This window comes from Streptomyces sp. S4.7 (assembly GCF_010384365.1).
Taxonomy (GTDB): Bacteria; Actinomycetota; Actinomycetes; order Streptomycetales; family Streptomycetaceae; genus Streptomyces.
In genome coordinates, this window is record NZ_CP048397.1 from 1,353,168 (window position 1) to 1,371,860 (window position 18,693).

Here is an 18,693-nt window from a genome sequence, read left to right on the forward strand (position 1 = left end):
GAGATCAGCCCGGGCCCGCCGCGGAGCGGCTGGTGCCACGTGGTGCGGTGCACCGCAAGGCGGAGGATCGTGCTCGCACTGGACGTACCCGGACGAGTCCGACAACGTTGCGAGGTGCCGTGCCAGGCGTCCCGGGCCCCCGAAGATCCGCCGGACAGGACCTAAACGCCGTGCGTCATCCGGGCGCGTGCCGGATCATGGGCGCCATGTCTGCCAAGCCTCAGGACGCCCTGCCGATTCGGCTCAATGTCGACGACAGCGACTCACCGTCGGATGTGGTCGACGCACTCTTCCTCGGCCGTTTCGCGACGGGCGAGCAGCCCCACTCGCACAGTTCGTCCATCGACCGCGTCAAGTCCGGTACCTCCCTGCTCCCGTCGGGAGCCACGGTGCTGCGCTCCGCCCGTGACGACGACCGCAGCGCCACTCTCGCCGAGGGCGACGGCTGGACGCTGCTCGTCTCCCGCTGGAACCGGGGCGCGGACGTCACGGTGACCGCGACCAGTGCCGAACTGGCCGAGAAGGTGCACGGCGAGGCGACCGCCGGCGCACAGGACGAGCCCGAACCGGTGCCCGAGAACGTGACCATGGGATTCTGGTACGACTCACCGCGCCGCGGCCCGCACCGGACGACCCGCCAGATCGCGGCCGGAACCTGGGACGAGGTCAGGGTCAACTACACGGCGCCGGTGGCCGAAGCGATGGACCGGCTGATGAAGGTGACACCCCACGACATCGCGGGCCGGCTGCTCCTGCTGCACGGCCCGCCGGGCACCGGGAAGACGTCGGCGCTGCGGACGCTGGCCCGGTCGTGGCGGGACTGGTGCCAGGTCGACTGCGTCCTGGACCCGGAGCGGCTGCTCAACGACGTCGGCTATCTGATGGACATCGCGATCGGCGAGGACGAGGGCTCGGCGAAGGGCCGCTGGCGGCTGCTGCTCCTGGAGGACTGCGACGAACTGATCCGCGGCGAGGCCAAACACACGGCGGGCCAAGCGCTGTCCCGGCTGCTGAACCTCACCGACGGGCTGCTCGGCCAGGGCAGGAGCGTCCTGGTGGGAGTGACGACCAACGAGGATCTGGAGCGCCTCCACCCGGCGGTCGTCAGGCCCGGCCGCTGTCTGGCCCGGATCGAGGTCGGCTCGCTGACCCGCCCGGAGGCGGAGAGCTGGCTGAGCCGGGAGGAGGGCGACTGGGAGGGGGCGGTGGGCCGCGAGGGGGCCACGCTGGCCGAGCTGTTCGCACTTCGCCGCGGCGGCGGCCCGACGTCGGTGCCGGGCCAGTCGAAGGGCGCGGACGCGGGTCTGTACCTGTAGATCCCGGACACGGATTCCCCCGATCCCGGACCACCGATCCCATATGCCCCCTTTTTGGCGACACCTCCCTGTCAGAGCTGAGAAACAAGCCATGACTTCGGTCGAGCTGTTCGATTCGCTCGCCGATGTGCCGGCCGGGGTTCCGCGCATGATCCGGCCCGCTCGCCCTCGTCCCCGCGCTCAGCGCGAGTACGCCGCCCGTACCGCGTCCTCGGCCAGTGCCAGCGCGTCCGCGCGGGACAGGCCGAGTCGCCGCGCGTGCTCCGCGTACTCCTGGGCGGCGGCAGCCGCCTTGCGGTCTGCCGCGTCGCCCGCCGCCGCGACGAACGTGCCGTTGCGGCCGCGCGTCTCGATCACCCCGTCCGCCTCCAGGGCCCGGTACGCCTTGGCCACGGTGTTCGCCGCGAGGCCGAGTTCCTCGGCGAAGCCCCGCACCGTCGGGAGCTTGTGTCCCACGGGCAGCGCGCCCGAGCGCGCCAGTTCGGAGATCTGGGTGCGCAACTGCTCGTACGGAGCGGTCGTCGCGTCGCCGTCGATGGAGATCTTCAGGGTCACAGGCCCGATTGTCCCCCATCTCCCGCGCCGGCCACCGCGTTCCTGGACGGAAAATGGGAGGCGTCGCGGCGCCGGGCCCGCGTAGCGTGCCGATTCATGAGTGTGATCGTTCGTGATTTCCGTCCGGCGGACGCCCCGGCAGTCGTCCGCGTCAGGCGCGCCACCGTCCCGTACGCCGTGACGACCGAGGAGGCCCTGCACTTCACCGTGCGCAGCGCCAACCCGGCGTCGAAATACCGCATGCTGGTGGCCGAGGACGGCGGGGAGGTGATCGGCACCTCGCACGTCTCGCTCGCCTACGACAGCGAAGTGCCCGGTCAGGCCCGGGCCAACCCCCATGTGCACCCCGACCACACGGGCAGGGGCGCGGGCTCGGCGATCCTGCGGGCAGCCGAGGAGCATCTGGCCGCCGAGGGCGCCACCACCCTGCTCACCTGGGTGAACGACGAGCCCGCTTCCCTCGCCTTCGCCGCCCGCCGGGGCTACTCGCCGCTGCGTACCGCGCACTTCCAGCGGCTCGGCCTGACGGATGCCGCGCTGCCCGAGCCGCCGGAACTCCCCGCGGGCTGCGCGCTGGCGACAGCGGCGGACTTCGCCGACGACCCGCGGTCGGTGTTCGACTCCGACGCCGAGGCGACGTCGGACGAACCGGGTGACATCAGCACAAGCCTCGACGACTACGAGGACTGGCTGAACAACACCTGGCGGCACCCCTGTCTGGACCACCGCCTCAGCACCCTCGTGGTCGCCGACGGCAGGATCGTGGCCTTCACCCTGGTCCACACGGACGGTGACACGACCTATCTGTCGGCCATGACGGGCTCGCTGCGCGACTACCGCGGCCGGGGTCTGGCCAAGGCCGCCAAGGCGGACTCCCTGCGCCGCGCCCGAGCCGCCGGTTACACCGACGCGTTCACCAACAACGACTCGGGGAACGAGCCGATGCTCGCGGTCAACTCCCGGTTCGGCTACCGGATCTGTGCCTCGGAGGTACGCCATGTCCGCGAGCTCGTCTGACGCGGTGCGGGCCCCCGGGGTCGAGGTGCAGGTGCATCTGGTGAAGGCGGGCCGTACGAAGATCCGCTATCCCGCCACCCTGATCACCGACGACGGCGCCAGGGTGGTGGTGCGCGCCCCGTGGGCGGCCGACTCCGTACGGGACTTCGGCTTCGTACGCTTCGAGCCCGGCGACGTCTTCACGGAGCACTACTGGCGCGACCGTTGGTACGCGGTGAAGGAGGTCCGTGCGGGCGACGGCACGCTCAAGGGCTGGTACTGCGACGTGACGCGGCCGACGGTCGTGCGCGGCCTCGGGCCTGGTGAACTGCGGTACGAGCTGCTGGTCGAGGACCTGGATCTCGATCTCTGGGCGTCGGCGGACGGCGGGACGGTCCTGCGTCTCGACGAGGACGAGTTCGAGGAGAGCGGCCTCGCCGACCGGGACCCGGTCGCGGCCGACGCGGCCCGCCGCGCGCTGGACGAGCTGGAACTCCTCGTACGCGACGGCGCGTTCACGAAGCTGTCGGACCGCCTTCCGGCGTCGTAGCGCCCGTGTCCGTCTTGGGCAGCAGTGTCGCGCGCGGTGTGCCGTCCGGGTCGTGGGCGATCGAGTCGGCGTCCTCGTGCCAGTGGATGACGAAGCGCTCCCCCGCCCGGTACGCCTCCAGGCCCGCGCGGCAGTAGGCGACGATGTCGTCGGGGAGCGCGGAGAGCGGGTGCCAGGAGAGACCCGAGCACTTGTCCGGCTCCCGGTTGTACGGCTCCCAGGGCGTGCGCCCCGCCTCCCACCGGGCCTCGAAGAACCAGCCCGTGCGCGGCCGGCCGCCGGGGCCGCGGTGGTGCATGACCAGGGCCGTACGCAGGTCGCCGGGGTCCAGTTCGGCGCCGATCTCCTCGGACGCCTCGCGGACCATCGCCGCGCGGACGTCCTCGCCGTCCTCGACGTGGCCCGCCGGGCTGTTCAGCAGGCCGTCCCCGTATCCCGTGCCGGAGCGGCGGGCGAGCAGCACCTCGTCGCTCCGGCGCAGGATCAGATGGACGTCGACCACTTCCGTGTGACGGCGGCGCTGCGCGGTGTGGGCGAGCAGCGCGTACCGCTCGTCGTCGACGGCGCGGCCCCAGAGGGCGGCGTCGGCCGACAGGTGTTCGTGCTGGACGCGCTCGACGAGCGGGGCGAGGGACATCGTGACGCGGGTCGCCGGCAGGCCGGCGCCGGACCAGACGCCTTCGATCAGTATCAGCCGCCCGCCGGGGCGCAGCAGGGACAGCCAGTGGTTCAGCGCCCGGTCCGGATCGGAGAGCAGCCACAGCACATGACGGGCCATGATCACGTCGAATGTGCGCTCCCCCACGGGGGGTCTCGCCGCGTCGCCGACCAGCACCTCCGTGTCCGTGCCCGACAGTTTGGCGCGGGCGAGTCCGACCATGCGCGGCGACAGGTCGACGGCGGTGACACGGTGGCCCGACTCGGTGGCGAGGAGGGCGAGACTGCCGGTGCCGCAGCCGAGATCGAGCACCCTGGACGGCTCGGGGGGCAGCCAGCCGGCGAGCTTGGCGGCCCACGCCTTGCGTACGGTCGGATCGAGCAGCCCGTGGTCGGGCTCCTCGTCGAAGGAGTCTGCGGCGTCGTCCCAGTCGATCGGGGTCATGTCTCGATGGTCCCATCCACGACCGACAGTCCGGACCGGCAGGCGCCGGGGCACGCGCGCACGGTCCGAACTGTCGGGCGGGTGGGGCCTGTTCGGGGCTCCCTTTCGGTCAGGGCGTCAGGCCGAGACCTCGGTGTCCTTCCGGCGGCCGAGCACGAGCCTGCGCACCAGCGGCCAGCAGACGATCAGTACGACGACGGCGTAGACGGTCACCGAGAACGGTGTGTTGACGAGGCCGGTGACACTTCCGTCGCTGATCTGGAGGGCCCTGCGCATCTGTTGTTCCGCGGCCGGGCCCAGGATGACGCCGATGACGGCCGGCAGCACCGGCAGCCCGTAGCGCCGCATGCCGAACCCGATCAGACCGATGATCAGCAGGATCACCAGGTCCAGCGCCTCTCCGCCGACCGCGTACGCGCCGACGGCCGCGAAGAAGAGGATGCCCGCGTACAGATAGGGGCGCGGGATGCGCAGCAGCTTCACCCACACCGGGGCGAGCGGCAGGTTCAGTGCCAGCAGCAGCACCATGCCGACGAACAACGAGGCGATCAGGCCCCATACCAGCTCCGACTCGCGCTCGAACAGCAGCGGTCCGGGCTGGATGCCGTACTGCTGGAACGCGGCCAGCATCACGGCGGCGACGGCGGTCGTCGGCAGCCCGAGCGTCAGCATCGACACGAGGGTGCCGGCGGCCGAGGCCGAGGCGGCCGACTCGGGTCCGGCGACGCCCTCGATGGCGCCCTTGCCGAACTGCTTCTTGTTCTTGGAGAGCCGCTTCTCCGTGACGTAGGACAGGAACGTCGGGATCTCCGCGCCACCGGCCGGGATCGCGCCGAACGGGAAGCCGATGAGCGGCCCGCGCAGCCACGGCTTCCAGGTGCGCCGTACGTCGTCCTTGCCCAGCCAGGGGCGGCCGACCGGGACCGGTTCGCCGGAGGAGCGCCGAAGGTGCGCGGCGACCCACAGGGCCTCGCCGATCGCGAAGAGACCGACCGCGACGATCACGACGTCGATGCCGTCGGCGAGTTCGAGCGTGCCGAAGGTCAGGCGCTGCTGCCCGGTCATCTGGTCGAGGCCGACCAGGCCGATGGTGAGACCGATGAGCAGCGAGGCGAGTCCGCGGATACGGGACGAGCCGAGGACCGAGGTGACGGCGATGAACGCCAGCACCATGATGGCGAAGTAGTCGGGGGCGCCGATGTCGACGGCGAGTGAGGCGACGGTCGGGGCGAGGACGACCAGCAGGATGGTGCCGATCATGCCGCCTACGAAGTGACCGCCCGCCGCGGCGGCGAGCGCCTGCGCGCCGCGTCCCGCCTTGGCCATCGGATTGCCCTCGATGGCGGCGACCACCGCCGCGCTCTCACCGGGGGTGTTGAGCAGGATCGAGGTGGTGGAGCCGCCGAACATGGCGCCGTAGTAGATACCGGCGAACATGATGAACGCGCCGGTCGGCTCCAGACCGTAGGTGACGGGGAGCAGCAGGGCGACGGCCATGGCCGGGCCGATGCCGGGCAGGACGCCGATCGCGGTGCCGAGCAGTACGCCGACGGCGGCCCAGAGCAGGTTGATCGGCGTGAGCGCCGTTCCGAAGCCGTCGATCAGGGAGTTGAGGGAGTCCATGGTTCTAGATCACTCCCATCAGCGGGCCACCGGGGAGGGGGACGCCGAGCAGGTTGTTGAAGAGGAAGTAGGTGACGAGGGAGAGGCCCGCGGCGATGAGCGGGTCGCGGTGGAAGTGGCGGCTGCCGAGCGCGTACGCGGAGCCCCAGAAGAGCAGCGCCCCGGATATCGGGAAGCCGAGGGGGCCGATGAGGACGGCGTTGCCGAGGAAGACTCCGGCGAGCAGCAGCACGGTGCGCCAGTCGCTGGGTTCGCTCAGGTCGATGTCCTCGCCGGTCTCGGACTCGCCCCGGCCGCCGCGCAGGACGTCGAGGCTGAGGAAGGCGGCGACGACGAGCAGACCGATGCCGACGACGATCGGGACGGTCTTGGGGCCGATCGGGCCGCGCTGGGTGATGTCGACGTCCATGGTGAGGGCGTCGGTGAGGACGAGGACCCCGAGGACGAGCAGCATGAGGCCGACGCCGAGTTCGGAGTGTTCGCGCAGCCAGCCGCGGGAGGCGGGGGCCTTCGCCTCGGGTGGGGTGTTCGGTTCGGTGGTCACAGCCCGAGCTCCTTCAGGACGGATTGCACGCGCTTGTCCTCGGCGGCGAGGAAGTCGCCGAATTTGTCACCGGTGAGGAAGGCGTCGTCCCAGCCGTTCTTCTTCAGCGATTCCTTCCACTGCGGTGAGGCGTGCAGCTTCTCGAAGAAGGCGATGAGCTTGTCGCGCTGGGCGTCGGAGATGCCGGGCGGCGCGACGACGCCGCGCCAGTTGGTGAAGTCGGTGTCCAGACCCGCCTCGCGCAGGGTGGGCGCGTCCATGCCGGGGGTCCGTTCGGGGCCGGTGACGGCGAGCAGCCGCAGTTCGCCCGCCTCGATCTGGTCGCGGTACTCACCGAGACCGGAGACGCCGAAGGCGACCTTGTTGCCGAGGATGGAGGCGAGGAGTTCGCCACCGCCGTCGAAGGGGACGTAGTTGACGGTCTTCGGCGCGATTCCGGCGGCCCGCGCCATCAGCATGGGCGCGAGGTGGTCGGGTCCGCCGGGCGACGATCCGCCGCCGACGGGCAGTTCGGCCGGGTTCTTCTTCCATGCCTCGACGAGGTCGTTGATCGTCTTGTAGGGCGAGTCCTTGGCGACGACGACGATGTCGGTCTCCTCGCTGATGCGGGCGATCGGCGTCGTGTCGGCGAGGGTCTCGTGCGAGTTGTTGGTGCGTGCGGCGCCGACGACGCCGAGGCCCATGGAGACGACGAGCTTGCCGTTGCCGTGTTCGCTCACGGCGCGGGCGAGACCGACGGTGCCACCGGCCCCGGGCAGGTTGAAGACCTCGATGTTGTGGTTGAGCTCGGCGTCCTCGGCGTTCTTGGCCATGGTGCGGGCGGTGATGTCGTAGCCGCCGCCCGGGGTGTTGGGAACCATGAAACGCAGGCCGGGTATCTGTGTACCGGTGTCGCCACCACTGCCCGCGGAGAGCAGCGGCGGACCCACCAGCACCAGCAGCGCGGCCCCGAGGAGGGCGAGGGGAGTGCGGAATCGCACGTGTGCCGCCTTTCAGGGAAGCAAGTCGTAGGGCAGTGAGGTGGCCCACATGTTGCCTTCGCGTTAAGAAGCTGTCTCTCTTCCGGAATCAACGGACGTTGTGGTCGTTGCGGTCGCGGCCTAGCGTGACGGCGTGACAAAAGTGCTGGTGGTGGACGACGACTTCATGGTCGCGAAACTGCACGGCCGCTATGTGTCCGCAATAGACGGGTTTGAGGTCGTCGGTGTGGCGCACAGCGGCGCCGAAGCGCTGCGCGCGGCGGAGCTGCGCCGCCCTGACCTGGTGCTTCTTGACATCTATCTGCCCGACATGGACGGGATCGCCGTGCTGCGCGAGCTGCGGGCGGCGGAGGAGCGGGACGCGACCCGTACCAGCGTGGACGCGCTGTTCATCACGGCGGCGCGGGACGCGGGTGTCATCCGCGCGGCGCTGCGGGCGGGAGCGCTGCACTATCTGATCAAGCCGTTCAGCCAGTCCGCGCTCCAGGAACAGCTGCGGCACGTGGCATCGCTGCGGACCCGGCTGGACCGGCTGGGCGAGGCGCGCCAGGAGGACGTCGACCAGATCTTCGGCACCCGCCCGCCGGGCTCCCGTGAGCTTCCGAAGGGGCTGGCCGCGCACACGGCGGAGCTGGTCGAGCGCACGCTGCGCCGCCACGCGGAGGGGCTGTCGGCGACGCAGTGCGCGGACGAGGGGGCGCTGTCGCGGGTGAGCGCGCGGCGGTATCTGGAGTACTTCGCGGACACGGGCCGGGCGGAGGTCACGCTGCGGTACGGGGGGACGGGGCGCCCGGAGCGCTGCTACCGCTGGGTGGGCTGAGGGGCCGCCCGGAAGGGGCCCGCCGCCCGTCGCACCGCACCGGTACCGGAGTCACGGCCTGCCGGACCTTCGGCCGAGCCCCCGGCACACCACCACCGACCGGACTGGTGGGCTCACCGGGGCCGCCGGCCCGGCGGGGGCGTATGGGGCGGGCGGCCCGGCGGGCTCTACTTCCGTCAGATGCTCCGTCAGGAGGACGAGTCGCGATGACCCTGCCGCGCCCCCGGGTTCGCCGGATCCCGCTGAACACCGCCGCCGCCGTGACCGTCGTGGTGTGTCTGTTCCCCGTGCACTGGATGATCCCGACCGCCTTCAGACCGTCCCGCGACATCCAGTCGGCCGATCCCCGACTGGTCCCGCGCACCTGGACGCTGGACCACTTCCGCCGGGCCGTGACCGCCGACGGCTTCGAACTCTTCTGGCGCAACAGCGTCCTGGTCACGCTCGGCGCAGTGCTGCTGTCGCTGCTGGTGGCGCTCGGTGCGGCGTTCGCCGTCGCCCGGATGCGCTGGAGGGGCCGGCGGCACTTCATGCTGATGGTCTTCATCGCCCAGATGGCTCCGTGGGAATCACTGATCATCCCCATCTACATCATCTCCCGCGACACGAACATGCTCGACCGGCTGCCGACCCTGACCCTGGTCTACTTCATGATGACGCTGCCGTTCACGATCGTGGTGCTCCGGGGCTTCATCGGGACCATTCCGCCCGAGCTGGAGGAAGCGGCCCAGGTCGACGGCGTCCCGCACTCGGGTTCGTACACCCAGGCGGAACTGCGGGACCTGGTGGGTTACGCGGCGGAGCGCGGGGTGAACGTCGTGCCCGAGATCGAGATGCCCGGCCATGTGCGCGCCGCCCTCGCCGCCTACCCCGAGCTGGGCAACCACCCGGGGCGGAGCCTCGACGTCTGGACCCGGTGGGGTGTCTGCGACACCGTGCTCGGCGTCCACGACCGGTCCCTGGACTTCTGCCGGACGGTGCTGGAGGAGGTCATGGACGTCTTCCCGTCCCCCTATATCCACATCGGCGGCGAGGAGTGCCCCACCACCGAGTGGGAGAACAGTCCGGCGGCGCGCGCCCGCGCGGCGGCCGAGGGGCTGAGTGGCCCGGCGGCGCTGCACGCCTGGTTCATGGGCCGGATCGGGGCGTTCCTCGTGGAGCAAGGCCGCAAACCGGTCGGCTGGGCCGAGACGGGGACCGAACTGCCCCTCGACTTCACGGTGATGACCTGGCGCGATCCGGCGCACGCGCTGGCCGCCGCGCGGCGCGGCCACCAGATGGTGACGGCTCATCACCGGGCCACCTATCTCGACTACGCCCAGTCCGCCGAGCCCTGTGAGCCGCCCGGTCAGCCCGGCGACCCCGTCGCACTGCACGCCGTCCACGGCAACGAGCCGGTGCCGGGCGACTGGGCGGCCGAGGAGACCGCCCAAGTCCTCGGCACACAGGCGCAGTTGTGGACCGAGTACGTGAAGACCCCCGACCGGATCGAGTACCTCACCTACCCCCGGCTCTGCGCCCTCGCGGACCGCGCATGGTCCGGCGGGCGCAGCGACTGGACCGGTTTCGTGGAGCGGCTGCGCCATCACACGGCGCGGCTGGACGCCCTCGGTGTCCGCTACCGGCCGCTCACACCACGGTCCCTCATGACCGCCCCCGCAGGTACGGCGCCACTTCCGTAACCCCTCCCCCACCACCGTTCCGGAGAGGAACACCCCATGACGAAGAACGCCAAGAGCCGCCTCCGCGCGGCAGCCGCCGCCGCGGTCACCGTTGCCCTGAGCTGTACGGCGCTGGCGGCGATGCCCGCGTCCGCCGGAGCGGCGGCGGCCGGCGGGCTCGCCGTCCAGTACCGCACGAGCGCGGCCGGGCCGACGGCCGACCAGAGCGAACCCTGGCTGAAGGTACGCAACACCGGCAGCGCCGCCGTCCGGCTGAGCGATGTCAAGGTGCGGTACTGGTTCAAGGCCGATTCGCCGTCCGCGTCCTACCGGTTCGCCTGCTCCTGGGCGGTGAAGGGCTGCGCCAACATCACCGGGACCTTCGGTACGGCCGCCGGCCCGACGGCCACCGCCGACCGTTATCTGGAGATCTCCTTCACGGCGGGCGCGGGCAGCCTGGCTCCCGGCGCGGACACCGGGGACATGCAACTGCGGTTCCACCAGGCGAACTGGCAGCCGCTGGGGCAGAGCGACGACTACTCCTTCGGCCAGGAGCGGTCCACGTACGGCGACTGGTCCCGGGTCACGGCGCACATCGGCGGCGCGACGGTCTGGGGCGAGGCGCCCGGCGGCAACGGCCCGACCGACCCGACGGATCCGCCGACCGACCCGGCCGAAGGGCCCACGCTGTTCGACGACTTCGACTACAGCGGCCACAGCGATCCGAAGATCGCCGCGAACGGCTGGAGCGTCCGCGCGAACTCGGGCGGTCCGGGTGTGCCCGGGGCCAGTTGGGTGCCGGAGAACGTCACGTTCGCCGACCAGGGCGGCAACTCGGTGATGAATCTGGAGACGTCCACCGCCGGGACGGCCGCGTCCACGGAACAGACGGAGATCCTCACCCGGTCCATGAAGTTCCGCGACGGGACGTACGCGGCGCGGGTGCAGTTCAGCGACGCGCCCAGGTCCGGCCCGGACGGCGACCGTCTCGTCCAGACGTTCTTCACCATCAACGACCTCAAGGCGCCGATGGCGGACGACTACGCGGAGTACGACTTCGAGTATCTGCCGAACGGCGGCTGGGGCGAACCGGCCAACATCCTCTACACCACCTCGTGGGAGACCTACCGCCCCGACCCCTGGGAGGCCGTCAACCAGCACAGCGAGGTCCGGCAGAGCTACGCCGGGTGGCACGACCTGGTGGTGACCATCGACGACAGCGCCATCACCTACTACGTCGACGGTCAGCACTTCGGGACGCACGGGGCCGCGTATCTGCCGGAGCGGCCGATGTCGATCAACTTCAACCAGTGGCTGATCGACCTGGCGGGCCAGACCAGCACCACGCCGCGCTCGTACGACCAGCGGGTGGACTACGTCCTGCATGTGAAGGACCAGGTCCTCAGCCCCGCCCAGGTGGGCGCGCTGGTGAGCGGGTACCGCGCGGCGGGCACGACGTTCGAGGACACGGTGCCGGCGGTCTGAGGGGTCCGGGAGTGGGACGGGAGGCGGGCACGCGGCCCAAGCTCAGCGGTCGCTTAGCGTCGCCTTAAGCGGACCATAAGGATCCTCTTCACCCCGTCCCAGCAGGCCGTTCCCGGGTTTCGAGGGGCTAGCTTGCTGAGGGCCGGAGCGGGACGGCCACCGGTGGCGCCGTGTGCAACGGAGGTCACGCCGCCGGGAGTTCGCCCCGCTCCGCTTCCCCTCGCTCGTGCCGCTCAGAAGGAGACCGGATCCATGACCGCTCGTCGCAGGACCACTGGAATCGTCGTGCTGGGTGTCGCGCCGCTCGCCCTCGTCGGGCTCGCGGCCGTCCCCGCCGCCGCCCACGGCTCGATGACGGACCCGGTCAGCCGTGTGTCCGCCTGCTTCGCGGAAGGGCCCGAGAGTCCGAAGTCGGCGGCCTGCAAGGCGGCGGTCGCGGCCAGTGGTACGCAGGCGTTCTACGACTGGAACGAGGTCAACATCGCGAACGCCGCGGGCAACCACAAGTCGATCATCCCGGACGGCAAGCTCTGCTCGGCGGGCCGCGACAAGTACAAGGGGCTCGACCTGCCGCGCGGCGACTGGCCCTCGTCGCCCTTCACCGCGGGCAACCGCACCTTCACCTACAAGGCGACCGCCCCGCACAAGGGCTCCTTCGAGCTGTACATCACCAAGGACGGGTACGACCCGGGCAAGGCCCTGGCGTGGTCCGACCTGGAGGACAAGCCGTTCGCCAAGGTCACCGACCCGAAGCTGGTGAACGGCGCCTATGTCTTCGACGGCATCGTCCCCGCCAGGTCCGGCCGTCATCTGATCTACTCGATCTGGCAGCGTTCGGACAGCCCCGAGGCTTTCTACACCTGCTCCGACGTGGTCTTCGGCGCCGACAACGGCGGCTCGGCCGCCGCGCCCGAGGCGTCCGCCCCCTCCGAGGCCGATGTCGAGGAGGGCGCGTCCAAGTCCACCGTCGACCACGACGGACACGGTGGTGACGGCCCCGAGCAGGCCGGGGAGTCCGGGACGGAGACCGCGGTGAAGGACGTCGGCGGTTACGAGGAGCCGGCCGGCGAGCCCGGGGCCAACGCCCCGGAGGCGAACGAGGCCGGTGCGGCCGAGCCGCAGCCGGCGGGTGGTTCGGAGAACCTCGCCGAGACCGGTGGCGACAGCACCACGCCGTACATCGCGGCGGGCGGCGCGGCGATCCTCGCCGCGGGCGCGGCCGTGATGTTCGGTACGGTCCGCCGCAAGGCCCAGCCCGCGGGCGGCGGCCGGCACAGCCGCTGACGTACGGCATCCGCGGGGCTCCGGACCGATCGGTCCGGAGCCCCGCGGCATGTCCCGCGCCGTGTCCCGCGGTCGTGCCGTCGGCTCAGCCGACGACCGAGGCGCAGGTCGTCGGTGTGGCACGGGCCGGATCGAGCGCGTTGGCCACCTCGTGGAAGGCGATCCGGTCGATCAGCCCGATCGCCAGGTGCTCGGAGACGTTCACCGCGCACAGGTCCTGGAGGGTGACGTTGCGTACGTCCGGCCCGGACAGGAACTGGCTGCGGTACGGCGTGACCACCTGGTCGTAACGGGTCGCGATGACGGTGTACTTGACCCCGGGCACGGTGTCACCGCCCGCGTTGAGCTTCGTGAGGAACGCCGATCCGGCGATCTGGTCGGCGAGTCCGGGGGTCTTCTCGGTGAGCAGGTCCTCCGCGCCGGGGAAGTGCGGCAGCAGTTTCGTCAGGCCGAGCAGGGTCGTGCCGTGGTTGTCGGGCGCGAGTCCGACCAGGGCGTTCACCTTCTGTGCCCCGCCGAGGAACTTGAGGTAGTGGCGGGGCATCATGCCGCCCTGGGAGTGGCCGACGATGTCGGCCTCCGGGGCGCCCGTGGCGGCGAGTACCCGGTCGACGTACGCGCTCAACTGCTCGGCCGACTTGTCGATGGGGCCGAGACCGTTGAAGAACGGCACGCCGGGGAGCTGCCCGTAGTCGAGGGAGAAGACGCAGTAGCCGCGGTTCACCAGGTACGGGGCGAGACCGAGCCAGTTGTCGACGGAGTTCCCGAAGGTACCGTGGACGAGGACGACGGGGCGGGGGTGGGCGGCCGACGGCTTGCAGGAGTAGTTGTTCCAGCCGCTGCTCGCGGCGGCGGCGTTGACGGACGCGGGGGCGGTGACGGCTGTCGGGGTCGCGGTGGGGGCGGCCGCGACGGCGGGGGCGGTGGTGGCGGCCGAGACCGCCAGCAGCAGCGCCGCCAGCGGTCCGAACGCGCGTTTCCAGGGCAGCATCGAGCGATCTCCTTGCGGCTCAAGGGGAAGAGGCGATAGCTGTCAGCCCTGTGGCCCGGACCACATCATTGGCTGTGCTCATGCCAAGTTACGCACGGGTAGGAACTGGAAGGGAAGTTACGCGTCGGTAAAAATTGAACGAATGCCAACGCCGCGCCGGCGACACGGCCCAGGTCCGCCGCGCGCCGGCGCCACCACGCGGACCACCACGGCCCGCCCCGTCACGCGCGGTGCGGCGCGCGCGCCCGTACGGCGAGCGTGCCGGGGACGACCGCCCGGGGGCCGAACCTGGCGCGGGCCCGGTCCGCCACCGCCTCGATGCGGCGCGCCCGGTCGTCCACGGGGTCGAACGTGAGCTGACGGGTGGCCCGTTCGGCCGGGGTCAGCCCCTCGGCCCGCAGCGACAGGGCCCGTACCCGCGCCCGCTGGAGCCCGAGCGAGTCATGGATCCGGTAGGCGGCGCCGATGAGCGCGACGGAGTGCGCGGTGGGTTCGCGCAGCGTGCGGGCGCGGGTCGTCGTGGAGCGGTCGGCGTAGCGCACCGTGAGCGTCAGTGAGCGGCACACCTGCCCCTCGACCCGCAGTCGGCCCCCCAGCTCCTCGGTGATCGAGAGCAGCGCGGACCGGTGCCGGTCCTGGTCCAACTCGTCGTGGGAAAAGGCCCGTTCGGCGGCGAGCGAGCGAGCGGACGCGTTCGGGACGACCGTCGTACGGTCGATGCCGTGGGCCTTCTCGTACACCTCGCGCCCCATCCGCACCCCGGCGACCCGTTGCAGTGTCGACAGCGGGACGGCCGCCGCCTTCCCCACGGTGCCGAGTCCGTACGAGCGGAGCGTACGGGCGGTCGCCGCGCCGACCCCCGGCAACGCCGCGACCGGCAGCGACTCCAGGAACTCCGCGACCGCCCGCACCTCGTCCGGGACGGTCAGCGTGGTGCCCGGCGCGGCCTGACGCGCGGCCATCCCGGCGAGCATCGGGGTGGCGGCGACGCCGATCGCACAGCCGGCCCCGACGTGCGCGAGCGCCCGCACCCGCAGGACGGCGGCGATCTGGGCCGCGTCCTGACCGAAGTACCGCTCGGCACCGCCCACATCGACCAGCGCGGAGTCCGGCGGCAGCGCCTGGACGACCGGGCTGAGGTCGTCGATCAGCCCGAGCAGGGCGGGCAGCGCGGCCTCGATCCCGGTCTCGGCCTCGTGGTGGAACCGTACGCAGAGGATCATCCCGCGCTCCCCGGACTCGAATGCCACAACTTCCGCCCCGTGGGCAGCCCTTCACCGGGCGGCTGGAGATCGGCCCAGGGGTTCATCGCGTAGCCCGTGGGCATCTCGATGCGCCTGCCGTTGTCCGCCCCGGCCCCCGGGCCCGGTGCCGGGGTGTCCAGCGCGGCGGCGACCGCCTCCAGGCCGCCCTTCTCCCGCAGTTCGACCAGCTCCGCCAGGTTCCAGGCCGCCGCGCCGACCACGCTCATGCTCCGCGCGCCGCGCCGCTGCACCACCCCGCGCACCAGCAGCAGCCAGGAGTGGAAGACGGTGTGCGCGCACGCCTCGTGGCTGTCGTCGAAGAAGGCGAGGTCGACCAGGCCCGTGCCGTCGTCGAGCGTCGTGAAGATGACCCGCTTGCCGGAGCGGATCGGCGGGGTCTGGGTGGCCACCTTGGCGCCGGCGACCAGGACGGTCCTGCCGTGCGGCACCTCCCGCAGCCGTTTCGCCGACATCACGCCCAACTCCTCCAGGAACGCGTAGTGGTCCGCCATCAGATGGCGGGACGCGTCCATGCCGAGTACGCCGAGTTCGGCGCTCAGCCGCTCCGTGTCGCCCAGGTCGGGCAGCCCGGCGGGGGCTGTCCGCCGCCCTCCGTCCAGGGGGAGCTGGTCCCCGTGGGCACCCGCCCGCCGTGTCGCACCGTGCAGTTCCGACAGATGCAGCAGCAGATCCCGCCTGTTGGCGCCGAACTCGTCCAACGCGCCCACCTGCGCCAGCCGTTCGGCGACCGGGCGGCCGGGCCTGGCGCGCTGCCAGAAGTCCAGCAGCGAGGAGTAGGGCCGGCCGGCCTCGATCCGCGCGGTCTCGGCCTCGCTGATGCCGTGGACATCGGACAGCGCGAGCCGCACCCCCCAAGCACCGGACACCAGTTCGATTCTATGGACCGCCGCCGACCGGTTCACATCCAGCGGCAGCACCGGCACCCCGCGCCGCCGCGCGTCCGCCAGCAGCAGCCGTTTCGGGTACATGCCGGGGTCGTGCGTCAGCAGCCCGGCGAGGAACGCCGCCGGATGGTGCGCCTTGAGCCAGGCCGACTGGTACGTCGGTACGGCGAAGGCGACGGCGTGCGCCTTGCAGAAGCCGTACGACCCGAAGGCCTCGATGATCTCCCAGGCGCGGCCGACGACCTCGGCCGTGTATCCCTTCTCCCCGGCCGTCCGCTCGAACCAGAGCCGGATCTTCGCCTGCGACTCGGGGTGGGAGAGCCCTCTGCGGACCCGGTCCGCCTCCTCCCGGCCGCAGCCCGTCATGATGTCGAGCATCCGGATGATCTGCTCGTGGAAGACGACCACACCGTAGGTCTCGCGCAGCGCCTCCTCCAGATCGTCGTGCGGGTAGCGGACGGGCGCGCGGCCGTGCCGGGCCTCGATGAAGGGCCGCACCATGTCGGCGGCGACGGGGCCGGGCCGGAAGAGCGAGATGTCGACCACCAGGTCGTGGAACGTGGCGGGCTGGAGCCTGCCGACCAGATCGCGCTGGCCGGGCGACTCGATCTGGAAGCAGCCGAGGGTCTCGGCGGAGCGGATGAGGCGGTACGTCTGCGGGTCGTCCTCCGGCACCTGCGCCGGATCGTCGATGTCCAGTTCCTCGCCGGTGGCGCGCCCGATCTCGGCGACCGCGTGCGCCATCGCCGACTGCATCCGCACACCCAGCACATCGAGCTTGAGCAGTCCCAGCTTCTCGACGTCGTCCTTGTCGAACTGGGACATGGGGAAGCTCTCACCGCTGGTCGGCACGACCGGCGTGCGGCGCAGCAGCGAGGAGTCGGAGAGCAGCACTCCGCAGGGGTGCATGGCCATGGTGCGCGGCAGCGCGTCCAGCGCCTCCACCAGGTCCCACAGCCGGGCGTGCCCCGTCCCCTCCCGCCGCGACTCCTTCGCGACCTCGCGCAGTTCGGGCAGTTCGTCCATCGCCGCGCGGGCGTCGCGCGCCCGGATGTGCGGGAAGGACTTGGCGATCCGGTCGATCTCGGCCGGGTCCATGGACAGGGCGGCGCCCACGTCCCGTACGGCGTGGCGGACCCGGTAGGTCTCCGGCATCGCGACGGCGGCGACCCGCTCGGGGCCGAAGCGGTCGAGGATCGCGCGGTAGACCTCCAGGCGCCGCGCGGACTCGACGTCGATGTCGATGTCCGGGAGTTCGAACATCTTCGGGTCGGCGAGCCTGCGCTCGGAGAGGAAACGCTCCATCAGCAGTCCGTGCGCGACCGGATCGGCGTGCGCGATCCCCAGCAGGTGGTTGACCAGCGAGCCGGCCCCGGAGCCGCGCGCCGCGACCCGGATGCCCATCCCCCGTACGTCGTCCACGACCTGGGCGACGGTAAGGAAGTACGAGGGGTAGCCGAGCCGCTCGATCGTGCCCAGCTCGGCCTCCACCCGGTCCCAGTACGCCCGGTCCCGGTCGTAGCCGCGCAGCACCATGGCCGCGGCCACCCTCGACCGGAGCACCCGTGCGGCGGTCCGCCGGCCGGCGCCGACCAGCCTCGGCTCGGGGAAGTGGACGGCGCCGATCCCGAGATCGCCCTTGGGGTCGACCCGGCAGCTCTCGGCCGTCTCCCGTGTCATGGCCAGCAGCCGGTGCGCGGTGCCCGGCCCGAGCCCGGCCGATTCGGCCACCAGCTCGGCGGTACGGGCCATCGCCGCCGGGTCCTTGAGCCAGCGCTCCCCGCTGTCCAGGCCCTTGCGCGGGTCGATGGGCACCAGTCCGCGGGCGGCGTCGAGGACATCGGCGACCGGGCCCTGACCGGGGTCGGCGTACCGTACGGCGTTGCCGAGCACGGCCCGTACGCCCTGCTCGACGGCGAAGCCGAGGGTACGGGCGGCGTGCCGCAGCGATCCCGGCCCGGTGCCCCCGCGCCCGTGGTGGACGACCTCCAGACGCAGGGCGCCGCCGTAGATCTCCCGCCAGGCGGCGAGCAGCCGGGCGGCGTCGCCGGTCCGGCCGGCGGCCAGGGCCCGGCCGATGCCGGAGTCGGGGCCGAGGAGCACGGTGACGCCCTCGCCGTGATTGTCCTGCCAGGGCAGCAGCGGGCCGCCGTCCCCCGCGGCGTGCGCGGTGGTGACGAGTCGGCACAGATCGGCCCAGCCTGCGGCGCCGTCACGGGCGAGGAAGACGGTGCGGGGCGCGGACTCGTCGACGAAGGCGCCGCCGCGCACCGGGGTGCGCCGCCGTACGGCGGGGGTCCGGCCCCGCTCACGTACCGGCCCGCCGGCCGGTTCGGCCACGGCCAGCTCCACTCCGAACAGTGGTCTGATCCCCTGTCCCTCGCACGCGTCGATGAAGCGGACGGCGCCGCCGAGGGTGTCGCGGTCGGTCAGGGCGAGGGCGTCCATGTCCCGTGCGGCGGCGCTCTCGGCCAGCTGCTCGGGATGGGAGACCCCGTACCGCAGGGAGAACCCCGAGACGGTATGCAGATGCGTGAACCCGGGCATCCGCACCTCCTGATCGATCCGCTCTCACCTCCCCCGCTCCCACCATAGATGAGTATCGAACGTTTGTGCGACATCATGGCTCGTCAGCCA

The 18,693-nt window shown here is 71.7% G+C and carries 15 protein-coding genes; 7 read left to right on the top strand and 8 right to left on the bottom strand.

The annotated features are described in order from the left end of the window. Nucleotides 1-206 precede the first annotated feature (206 nt). On the top strand, nt 207-1,316 hold the full coding sequence (locus SSPS47_RS05975; protein WP_164249293.1) for a DUF5925 domain-containing protein: 1,110 nt from the start codon (nt 207-209) through the stop codon (nt 1,314-1,316). Between the two features lie 180 nt (nt 1,317-1,496). Here SSPS47_RS05975 and SSPS47_RS05980 read toward each other — a convergent pair whose 3' ends face one another. Next, a complete protein-coding gene (locus SSPS47_RS05980) occupies nt 1,497-1,871 on the bottom strand; it encodes a GntR family transcriptional regulator (protein WP_164249295.1) in 375 nt (124 codons plus the stop codon). Between the two features lie 96 nt (nt 1,872-1,967). On the opposite strand from SSPS47_RS05980, the gene SSPS47_RS05985 reads away from it, so the two are divergent. Together SSPS47_RS05985 and SSPS47_RS05990 are read left to right on the top strand one after the other, a co-directional pair. After that, complete coding sequence (locus SSPS47_RS05985) at nt 1,968-2,888, top strand: GNAT family N-acetyltransferase (protein ID WP_164249297.1); 921 nt, start codon at nt 1,968-1,970, stop codon at nt 2,886-2,888. After that, on the top strand, nt 2,869-3,417 hold the full coding sequence (locus tag SSPS47_RS05990; RefSeq protein ID WP_164249299.1) for a DUF402 domain-containing protein: 549 nt from the start codon (nt 2,869-2,871) through the stop codon (nt 3,415-3,417). Before SSPS47_RS05985 ends, SSPS47_RS05990 begins: the two co-directional genes overlap by 20 nt. Here SSPS47_RS05990 and SSPS47_RS05995 read toward each other — a convergent pair. From SSPS47_RS05995 to SSPS47_RS06010, 4 genes are all read right to left on the bottom strand, one after another. Continuing rightward, nucleotides 3,383-4,519, bottom strand: coding sequence for a methyltransferase domain-containing protein (locus SSPS47_RS05995; protein WP_164249301.1), 1,137 nt, complete (start codon nt 4,517-4,519; stop codon nt 3,383-3,385). The two genes, SSPS47_RS05990 and SSPS47_RS05995, sit on opposite strands and share 35 nt — an antisense overlap. A gap of 117 nt (nt 4,520-4,636) precedes the next feature. Next, nucleotides 4,637-6,142 carry a tripartite tricarboxylate transporter permease gene (locus tag SSPS47_RS06000; protein WP_164249303.1) on the bottom strand — a complete coding sequence of 502 codons (1,506 nt, stop codon included), beginning with the start codon at nt 6,140-6,142 and terminating at the stop codon, nt 4,637-4,639. Nucleotides 6,143-6,146: 4 nt separating this feature from the next. Beyond that, nucleotides 6,147-6,686 carry a tripartite tricarboxylate transporter TctB family protein gene (locus tag SSPS47_RS06005; protein ID WP_239064787.1) on the bottom strand — a complete coding sequence of 180 codons (540 nt, stop codon included), beginning with the start codon at nt 6,684-6,686 and terminating at the stop codon, nt 6,147-6,149. Then, entirely contained in the window at nt 6,683-7,666 is a 984-nt protein-coding gene (locus SSPS47_RS06010) for a tripartite tricarboxylate transporter substrate binding protein (protein WP_164249306.1), read from the bottom strand. The genes SSPS47_RS06005 and SSPS47_RS06010 overlap by 4 nt, the downstream gene beginning before the upstream one ends. A 166-nt stretch (nt 7,667-7,832) precedes the next feature. Between SSPS47_RS06010 and SSPS47_RS06015 the strand changes: the two genes are divergently transcribed. The 4 genes from SSPS47_RS06015 (at nt 7,833) to SSPS47_RS06030 (ending at nt 12,916) form a co-directional block, all read left to right on the top strand. Beyond that, a complete protein-coding gene (locus SSPS47_RS06015) occupies nt 7,833-8,486 on the top strand; it encodes a response regulator (RefSeq protein WP_239065223.1) in 654 nt (217 codons plus the stop codon). 206 nt (nt 8,487-8,692) lie between these two features. Next, nucleotides 8,693-10,168 (top strand): family 20 glycosylhydrolase, encoded by a 1,476-nt coding sequence (locus SSPS47_RS35215; RefSeq protein ID WP_164249308.1) that lies wholly within the window; start codon nt 8,693-8,695, stop codon nt 10,166-10,168. Between the two features lie 36 nt (nt 10,169-10,204). Continuing rightward, nucleotides 10,205-11,632 carry a cellulose binding domain-containing protein gene (locus SSPS47_RS06025; RefSeq protein WP_164249310.1) on the top strand — a complete coding sequence of 476 codons (1,428 nt, stop codon included), beginning with the start codon at nt 10,205-10,207 and terminating at the stop codon, nt 11,630-11,632. A 252-nt stretch (nt 11,633-11,884) separates the two neighbouring features. Further along, a complete protein-coding gene (locus tag SSPS47_RS06030; protein WP_164249312.1) occupies nt 11,885-12,916 on the top strand; it encodes a lytic polysaccharide monooxygenase in 1,032 nt (343 codons plus the stop codon). A gap of 85 nt (nt 12,917-13,001) precedes the next feature. On the opposite strand, the gene SSPS47_RS06035 is transcribed toward SSPS47_RS06030, so the two are convergent. From SSPS47_RS06035 to SSPS47_RS06045, 3 genes are all read right to left on the bottom strand, one after another. Next, complete coding sequence (locus SSPS47_RS06035; RefSeq protein ID WP_147877450.1) at nt 13,002-13,907, bottom strand: alpha/beta fold hydrolase; 906 nt, start codon at nt 13,905-13,907, stop codon at nt 13,002-13,004. Nucleotides 13,908-14,128: 221 nt separating this feature from the next. Next, on the bottom strand, nt 14,129-15,130 hold the full coding sequence (locus SSPS47_RS06040; RefSeq protein ID WP_164254403.1) for a hypothetical protein: 1,002 nt from the start codon (nt 15,128-15,130) through the stop codon (nt 14,129-14,131). Next, complete coding sequence (locus SSPS47_RS06045) at nt 15,127-18,603, bottom strand: DNA polymerase III subunit alpha (protein ID WP_164249313.1); 3,477 nt, start codon at nt 18,601-18,603, stop codon at nt 15,127-15,129. Before SSPS47_RS06045 ends, SSPS47_RS06040 begins: the two co-directional genes overlap by 4 nt. Nucleotides 18,604-18,693 lie beyond the last annotated feature (90 nt).